This window comes from Streptomyces bungoensis, assembly GCF_001514215.1.
Taxonomy (GTDB): Bacteria; Actinomycetota; Actinomycetes; order Streptomycetales; family Streptomycetaceae; genus Streptomyces; species Streptomyces bungoensis.
Genome location: NZ_KQ948851.1, coordinates 296,744 through 304,635, shown reverse-complemented (window position 1 = coordinate 304,635; position 7,892 = coordinate 296,744). Strand labels below are relative to the sequence as shown.

The following is a 7,892-nucleotide window of genomic DNA, read 5'->3' as shown; positions in this document are numbered from 1 at the left end:
GGCGCTCCGCCGAGGCGGGGCCGTCTGGCCGAGGGCCGGCGCCCCGGCCCTCGGCGGGCCGCCGGCGGCCGGTGCTGCCGCGGGCCGATGCCCGGCTGCGCAGCGCGTGCAGGCCGGCCGGCGCGGTGGCGCCGGTCCCCGGGCCGGTCCCGGTCCGCCGACGGGGCATGCGGTGGCCGGGCGGCCGCGCCCGCCTCGGGGCTCGGGGAACCGGCCGGCCGACGCCCAACGGGAGCCGGGCCCGCACGGCTCGGCGGGAGCCGGGCGGTCGCGCCGAGCGGGTGCCGGGCCCGGACGGCCCAGCCCGGACGACTCAGCCGAGCCCGGCCTGCCGGGGCGATCCGGGTACGCGCGGGACGTGAACGCGTCCGGGCCCCCGGGAGGCTCCCCCGCCGGATGCTTGACAGTTCAGTCACGCCGTGCGGCACTAAGAGTGCGAATCCGGACGGACACATCGGGGGTGAGTCTCCTGCCGGAATTGCGCTACCCCAGCGTTCCCGAACTGGTCTCCGCCGCGCGGGCGCTGACCGCTCGGGAGCCGGGGCTGTGCTCGCTCAGGCAGGTGGGCCGCTCGCGGGCCGGCCGGCCCCTGCACCTGCTGTCGGTGGGGCACTCCCCCCGGGCGGTGCTGGTGGTGGCGGGCGCCCACGCCAACGAGCCGACCGGCGGTCTCACCCTGTGCGTGCTGGCCGAACGCGTGCTGGCGGAGCGCGGGTTGCGGACGGGCACCTCCTGGCACTTCCTGCTGTGCGCGGACCCGGACGGCGCGAGCCTGCACGTGACCCCGGCGCCGCGCACCCTGCTCGACTACCACCACGGCTTCTACCGGCCCACGGGCGCGGAGCAGCCGGAGTGGTCCCCCGCGGTGCTGCCGCCGGACCGGCTGCCGCCCGAGACCCGGACGCTGACCGGGGTGATCGACGAGCTGCGCCCCTACCTCCAGGTGACGCTGCACGGCACCGATCTGGGCGGCAGCTGGGTCCAGCTGACCAAGGACCTGCCGGGTCTCGCCGAGCCCTTCGCCAAGTCGGCGGCGCAGCTGCACATCCCGGTGGAGACGGGCGCCTCGGACGCCGCGGGCTGGAGGGTCTCCGGGCCGGGGGTGCACGTGATGCCCGGCCCGGAGTCGGGCGTCGCCTACCCGAGCATGCCGGACGACGCCCGGCACAGCACCTGGTACCACGCGCACCGCTACGGCGGGCTGACGGCGGTGGTGGAGGTGCCGATGTGGGCCAGTGACCTGGTGGACGACCCGGCGCCGCATCCGGCGCCGGCGGCGGCGATGCGGCGGCTGTCCGCCCGGCTGCTGCGCGACGCGCTCGAGGTGGACCAGGTGCTCGAGGAGGTGCTGCCCCGGCTGCGGGGGGCGGACGGCCCGCTGCTGCGGGCCGCCCGCTGGGCGCTGGAGCTGATCCCGGGTCTGGCGCGGGACTGGGTCCAGACGCCGCCGGCCGGCACGACGATGGCGTACGTCGGCAGTGTGGACGCGTTCGGCCGGCGGCTGCCGCTGCGGGCGGCGGCCATGCTGCTGCGGGTGCTGCGGGAGACCGACGACCGGGCGGCCCCCCGTCTCGAGGGGCTGGTCACCGAGTGGAGCGAGGCGTTCGCGGCACGCTTCCGGGCCCGCTGGGTGCCGTTGGAGCACCAGGTGGAGCACCAGTCCCGGACGGTCCTGGTGGCGGCGCAGCAGGCCCGTGAGCGGGCGGCGTGAGGCCGGGTCAGCCGGCCAGGGCGAAGACCGACCCCGTCCGCGCGTTCATGACGCACGCGCTGGAGAACGTCTCGCGGTAGTCCACCGGCCGTCCGTTCCACAGCCCGCGCGCCTGGACGGTCACGGGCGCGTAGATCATCGGACAGAACACGTTCTTGGTCTGCGGCATGCGGGCGATGTCGCCGTCGACGGCGGCGAGCTGGGAGCAGGCCGACGCCGCGCGCGCGTCGCCCACCGGCGGGTCGCACTGCAGGAGCGCGCCCCGCACGGCACCGGTGTGCGGGTCGCCGCGGGTGACGCTGAGGAAGACCCAGTTGCTGGGAGGCAGGTCGCGGGGCGCGGCCTGGGCGGGGCCCGCGGCCAGGAGGCCGGCCCAGGCCAGCAGGACGCCGGCGGCCGCTGTCGCTCGGGTGAGGTACGTCATGCCCGGTACATCGGCACGGCGGCCCGTCTTCCCCACCCCCCGTCACCCGAACGGGACCCACGGGCGGGCCGGAGCGTCACTCGCCCCGGTGGGCGGCCAGCCGGAAGGCGATGCGGCCGAAGCCGACCTGGTCGCCCTCGCGGACGACGACGGCGCCGGTCACCCGGCGCCCGTTGACGGTGGTCCCGTTGGTCGAGCCGAGGTCCCTGAGCACCCACATGCCGTCCTGGCGGCGCAGCTCTGCGTGCACGCGCGAGACGGTGTCGTGGTTCAGCCGCAGCCCGCTCGCCGGATCGCGGCCTATCCGCAGCGGGTGGCCGGACGCCGGTTGGGGCAGCAGCAGTTTGGGCAGCCGCTCCGCCTGCCAGGCCCGGCGCAGCCGCACGGTGAACCCGGAGACGGCCTCGACCGTGCCGAGGACCGCGCGGGAGAGGCGGTTCTCGCGGGGCAGGTCGGCGGTGAGCGCGTCGAGTTCGTCGGCACGGCGCGCGGCGAGGGCCAGCTCCATGCGGCGCACGAAGGTGTCGTGCGAGAGCCGCCCCATGGCGGCGCCGTCCCGCAGCACCCGCAGCGCCTTGTCGCGCTGCGCGTCCGACAACCGCGCGGGATACGTGGGGAACTCGAAGGACGACGTCACGTCCGTGATTGTCGGGCAGGGGACCCGCGGTGTCCAGAAACCGCGGAATCGGCGTCCCGCGCACGCGGGTTGCACGACACCTGCCGGGAAAGGGCGGATGCGGGGGCGGATCGATCGGGTTCACGGCACGATGGACGGGATACCTCACGGTGAACAGACGAAGGGGAACCGTCCGTGCAGTTCGAGGTGTGGGCACCGCAGGCAGACCGTGTGACGCTCCATTGCGACGGCGCCACGCGCGCGTTGGAGCGCGATCCGGAACGGGCCGGCTGGTGGTCGGGGGAGGCTCAGGCGCGGGAGGGCTCGCGCTACGGGTTCGCGCTGGACGGCGGGCCGGTGCTGCCCGACCCGCGCTCGCGGCGCCAGCCGGACGGCCCGGACGGGCTGAGCGCGGTCGTCGACCTCGGGCGGTACGGGTGGCGTGCCGCGTGGGCGGGACGCGGGCTGCCGGGCGCGGTGGTCTACGAGCTGCACGTGGGCACGTACACCCCCGAGGGCACCCTGGACGCGGCCGCCGGGCGCCTGGAGCACCTGGTGGAACTGGGCGTGACGCACGTGGAGTTGATGCCGGTGTGCCCGTTCCCGGGGCGGCACGGCTGGGGGTACGAGGGGGTGTCGCTGTGGGCGGTGCACGAGCCGTACGGCGGCCCCGAGGCGCTGCAGCGGTTCGTGGACCGGGCGCACGAGCTCGGCCTGGCGGTCGTCCTGGACGTCGTGCACAACCACTTGGGCCCGTCGGGCAACTATCTGCCGCTGTTCGGGCCGTACTTCACGGACACGCACACGACGCCGTGGGGCTCGGCCGTGAACCTGGACGCGCCCGGCTCGGACGAGGTGCGCGCGTACCTGGTGGGCAGCGCGCTGGCGTGGCTCAGGGACTACCGGCTCGACGGGCTGCGGCTGGACGCGGTGCACGCGCTGTACGACACGCGCGCGTGCCACTTCCTGGAGGAGCTGTCGGCGGCCGTGGACGGTCTCGCCGAGGAGCTGGGCCGGCCGCTGTCGCTGATCGCCGAGTCCGACCTGAACAACCCGCGGTTCATCACCCCGCGCGCGGAGCAGGGCCTCGGGCTGCACGCGCAGTGGAACGACGACTTCCACCACGCCGTGCACGCCGCGCTGACCGGCGAGTCCCAGGGCTACTACGCCGACTTCGGCCGGGACCCGTTCGCCGCGCTCGCCAAGACGCTCACCGGCGGCTACTTCCACGACGGCACCTACTCGAGCTTCCGGGGCCGCCGCCACGGCCGGCCGCTGGACCGGGCGCGGGTGGCCGGGCACCGGCTGCTGGGCTACAGCCAGACGCACGACCAGGTCGGCAACCGGGCGCAGGGGGACCGGCTCGCGGCCCTCCTCTCCCCCGGTCTGCTGGCCTGCGCGGCCACGCTGACGCTGACCGCGCCGTTCACCCCGATGCTGTTCATGGGCGAGGAGTGGGCGGCCGGCACGCCCTGGCAGTTCTTCACCGACCACACCGACCCGGAGCTGGCCGAGGCGGTACGACGGGGCAGGCGGCGGGAGTTCGCGGAGCACGGCTGGGCCGAGGAGGACGTACCGGACCCGCAGGACCCGGCGACCCGGGAGCGGTCCTGCCTGGACTGGTCGGAGCCGGAACGCGAGCCGCACGCGCGCGTGCTGGACTGGTACCGGCGGCTGATCGCGCTGCGCCGGGAGCAGCCGGACCTCACCGACCCGGACCTCGCCGACACGAAGGTGGCCTACGACGAGGAGGCCCGCTGGCTGGCGTTCCGGCGCGGGGACGTACGGGTGGCGGTGAACCTCGGCAAGGAGCCGGCCGCGATCCCACTGGGCACCGGCGAGGTGGAGGTCCTCGCGGCCTGGGACCCGGTGCGGTCCCCGGGCCCGGACGGGCTGCTGCAGGTGCCCGGGGAGTCGTGCGTGGTGCTGGTGCAGCCGTGAGCCGCGCCGGGCGGCCCTGAGCCCCGCTGCTACGGCGCCTGCCGGGCCCCCTGGCCGCCCGGCTCCCCCTCGCCGTCCTTGAACTCGGTCACCCGCTCCAGCAGGATCGGCTCCCAAGTGCGCCGCAACCGGCTGCGCAGCAGGGTCAGGGAGCCGCGGGCCCGGCCCTCGACGTGGTCCGTGAGGCGGATGACGGTGTCGCAGCGGGCCAGCCACAGGCCGCGCAGGCAGGGGCGGGCGCCGTAGCCGGCGAGGGTGGCGGCGCGCACGGCCGCCGGGGAGCCGACGGCGACGGCGAGCCCGGCGATGTCCTCGGCGGGGTCGCCGACGGCCGCCTCGGTCCAGTCCAGGACGCCGCGGACCCGCCCGTCGGCGCTGACCACCACGTGCTCGCCGGTGAGCCCGTGGTGGGTGAGGACGGCGGTGGCGGACTGCGCGGCGAGCTGGGCCGCGCCGGGCGGGGTGAGCTGGCGCAGCCGGGTGGCGTCGAACTCGTCGGCGGCGGAGAGCCGTTCGGCGGCGTGCACGGCCATGCGGCGCAGCGCTTCCAGGGAGCGCGGTGCGGTGCGCGGCACGCCGAGCGTCTCGGCCTGCCGGACGGGGACCGCGCGCAGCCCGCCGAGCAGTCCGGCGAGGTCGGCCTCGCCGACGGCGGAGACGTCGTGTGCGTCGGCCGTGCCGCCGGGCACCCTGGTGTCCAGGGTGTAGGCGAGGCCGGGTGCCCAGTCGCCGTGCGCGACGCTGGTGGGCACGGCGACGCCCACGTGCGGGCGGACCAGGTCGCGCAGGCGCAGTTCCCGGCGGCGGCGGACGGAGGCGTCGCGGTCGGGGGCGAGGCGCAGCACGTGGCGGGTGCCGACCCACCAGGTGTACTCGTGCCCCTCCCGGACGGGCCGGACGTCGGGTCCGGCGGTGCCGCCGGTGCCCTCGTCGAACAGCGAACGGACCAGTCTGCGCACGGTGTCCGCGGTGGGTGTCGGTGCCTGGGTCATGGGTCGCGCCGTAGCCGTTCCGGGATGTCGGGGTGGTCGGAGTGGGTGCCTTCCGAATCTTTCAGCCCACTATGACCATCTCACGGGTGGTGTTGTTGAGACGGCGTCCGCCGTCCCGCGTCACCGTGACGATGTCCTCGATGCGCACTCCGAAGCGGCCGGGCAGGTAGATGCCGGGCTCCACGGAGAAGCACATGCCGGGGACGAGGGGCTGTTCCTCGCCCTCGATCATGTACGGCGGCTCGTGCGTGGTGACGCCGATGCCGTGCCCGGTGCGGTGGATGAAGTACGGGCCGTATCCGGCGTCGGCGATGACCGCGCGGGCGGCCCGGTCGACCTCCTGGCAGGCGGCGCCGGGCCGGACGGCCCGGAAGCCGGCCTCCTGGGCGGCGCGCACGACGTCGTGGACGCGGCGCTCCTCGTCGGTCGGCTCGCCGACGTGGACGGTGCGGGTGGTGTCGGAGCCGTAGCCGTCCTTGAGGCCGCCGAAGTCGAGGACGACCATGTCGCCGTCCTGGATGACGCGGTCGCCGACCTCGTGGTGCGGGTTGGCTCCGTTGGGTCCGGAGCCGACGATGGTGAAGTCGACCTGGGAGTGGCCGAAGCGGCGCAGCAGCGCGGCGAGGTCGTGGCCGACGTCGGACTCGCGGCGGCCGGCGAAGGGCACCGTGCGGATCTCCTCGAACGCCTGGTCGGCGGCGGCGCCCGCGGCGGCCAGGAGGTCGAGTTCGGCCGCGTCCTTGACGGCGCGCAGCATCGGCAGGGCGTCGGTGAGGGACGCGTAGGAGGTGCCGGGCAGGGTCCGCTGGAGGCCCAGCAGGTGCATCGCCCAGGCGTTGTCGCTGACGCCGAAGCGGCCGCGGGCGTCCAGGAGGCCGGCGGTGACGGCGTAGGGGTCCTGGCCGTCGGTCCAGTCGCGCAGGGTCAGCGCGGGCGCGCCGGCCGCCTGCCCGGCGTCCGGGGCCTCCAGGGTGGGCACGACGAGGACGGGGTCCCGGCCGGGGGCCAGCACCAGCAGGGTGAGCCGTTCGGTGACCGCGGTCGGCGCGTAGCCGGTCAGCCAGACCAGGTCGGGGCCGGGGGCGACGAGCAGTCCCGCGAGACCGGCGTCGGCGGCCGAGCGCGCGGCGCGCTCCATACGGGCGCCGTAGTCGTCGGCGGTGAAGGGCGCGGGCGTGGTGCCGGTCATCCGGGCCTCCGAAACGCGGGTCTGGGTGGCGGGTCGAAGCGGTCTCGGGCAGCATCCTGCCCGTCCGGCCGGGGCGACGCGACCCGATCGCACGGTCCCGCGGCCCCGGCCCACGCGGCCGGCCTCGGCACGGCCCCGCCCTCACGTCCCTCGCGCGGCCTTCGTGGAGCGACCGGTGGACATCGGGAGACGGGGACGGCGGCGCGCGGTCCCAGGGCCGGAGGGGACGGTGCTCCGGCCGCTCACCGGCGACGGCGCCCGCCCCGGCGGCCCGCGGAGACGTCCCGTCCGCCGCGGGCCGCCGGTCCGGGGCCACGGACCTCGTCAGGTCACCACCCCCGGAACCACCGTCAACTGCTGGTAGCCGCCGCCGCGGTGGCGGACGGTGAGGGTGACCTGGGTGCCGGGGCGGGCGTGGGCGACGGCGCGGGCGAGGCCGGCGGCCGTGTCGACGCGGACGGTGCCGAACCGCAGCAGGACGTCGCCCCGGACGAGTCCGGCCGTGTAGCCGGGGCCGGGCACGTGCACCCCCACGACCAGTGCGCCCGCCTGCTCGGCGTCGACGGCCTCCACGCCCAGGGTCGGGCCGGTCCGGACCTCGGCGGGGCGCGGCGCGGCGGCGCCGGGTCCGGCCGAGGGGCCCGCGGGCGGGGCCTGGCGTCGTGGCTCGGCCGGCCTGGTGGTGCCGATCACGGTGGTGCCGACGGTGCCGAGTCCGACCCCGCAGAGCACCAGCGCGGTGCCGATGACCGTTCCCAGCAGCAGGTTCCTGATCCGCCGGCCGCGCCGGCGCGCGGCGTGCGGCCGCCGGGCGCCGCCGACGGCGCGCTCCAGCGCGTCGTGACCGGGTCCGGCGGGGTCGTGACCGGGCCCGGCGGGGTCGTTCTCCCGTCGCTCCTGGCCGGGCATCGGCTTGGGACGCAACGCAGTGTGTTCCATGGTTCGCTCGCCTCCGCTGATGCTCTACCCGGGCCGCCGGGCCGCGACGAGACACGAACGAGTGAGACTGGCCGGAGGGT

General features: G+C 76.4%; 7 protein-coding genes. 2 read left to right on the top strand and 5 right to left on the bottom strand.

Annotation, left to right across the window (positions count from 1 at the left end; genetic code table 11):
• Nucleotides 1-460 precede the first annotated feature (460 nt).
• Nucleotides 461-1,711: a M14 family zinc carboxypeptidase gene (locus AQJ66_RS01170; protein WP_061915006.1), complete on the top strand. Its 1,251-nt coding sequence runs from the start codon at nucleotides 461-463 to the stop codon at nucleotides 1,709-1,711.
• Between the two features lie 7 nt (nucleotides 1,712-1,718).
• Here the strand turns inward: AQJ66_RS01170 and AQJ66_RS01165 are convergent, their stop codons facing one another.
• Together AQJ66_RS01165 and AQJ66_RS01160 are read right to left on the bottom strand one after the other, a co-directional pair.
• A complete protein-coding gene (locus tag AQJ66_RS01165) occupies nucleotides 1,719-2,135 on the bottom strand; it encodes an SSI family serine proteinase inhibitor (RefSeq protein ID WP_061915002.1) in 417 nt (138 codons plus the stop codon).
• Between the two features lie 76 nt (nucleotides 2,136-2,211).
• A complete protein-coding gene (locus AQJ66_RS01160; protein WP_061915000.1) occupies nucleotides 2,212-2,772 on the bottom strand; it encodes a DUF1707 and FHA domain-containing protein in 561 nt (186 codons plus the stop codon).
• A gap of 174 nt (nucleotides 2,773-2,946) precedes the next feature.
• Between AQJ66_RS01160 and treZ the strand changes: the two genes are divergently transcribed.
• The gene (treZ, locus tag AQJ66_RS01155) at nucleotides 2,947-4,692 is read left to right on the top strand and encodes a malto-oligosyltrehalose trehalohydrolase (RefSeq protein WP_061914997.1); all 1,746 of its coding nucleotides are present in this window, start codon (nucleotides 2,947-2,949) and stop codon (nucleotides 4,690-4,692) included.
• Nucleotides 4,693-4,721: 29 nt separating this feature from the next.
• Here the strand turns inward: treZ and AQJ66_RS01150 are convergent, their stop codons facing one another.
• The 3 genes from AQJ66_RS01150 to AQJ66_RS01140 all read right to left on the bottom strand — a co-directional run bounded on the left by AQJ66_RS01150 (nucleotide 4,722) and on the right by AQJ66_RS01140 (nucleotide 7,812).
• A complete protein-coding gene (locus tag AQJ66_RS01150; protein ID WP_061914994.1) occupies nucleotides 4,722-5,684 on the bottom strand; it encodes an aminoglycoside phosphotransferase family protein in 963 nt (320 codons plus the stop codon).
• A 61-nt stretch (nucleotides 5,685-5,745) separates the two neighbouring features.
• Nucleotides 5,746-6,873 (bottom strand): aminopeptidase P family protein, encoded by a 1,128-nt coding sequence (locus AQJ66_RS01145; protein ID WP_061914991.1) that lies wholly within the window; start codon nucleotides 6,871-6,873, stop codon nucleotides 5,746-5,748.
• Nucleotides 6,874-7,197: 324 nt separating this feature from the next.
• A complete protein-coding gene (locus AQJ66_RS01140) occupies nucleotides 7,198-7,812 on the bottom strand; it encodes a PDZ domain-containing protein (RefSeq protein WP_061914989.1) in 615 nt (204 codons plus the stop codon).
• Nucleotides 7,813-7,892: the final 80 nt, after the last annotated feature.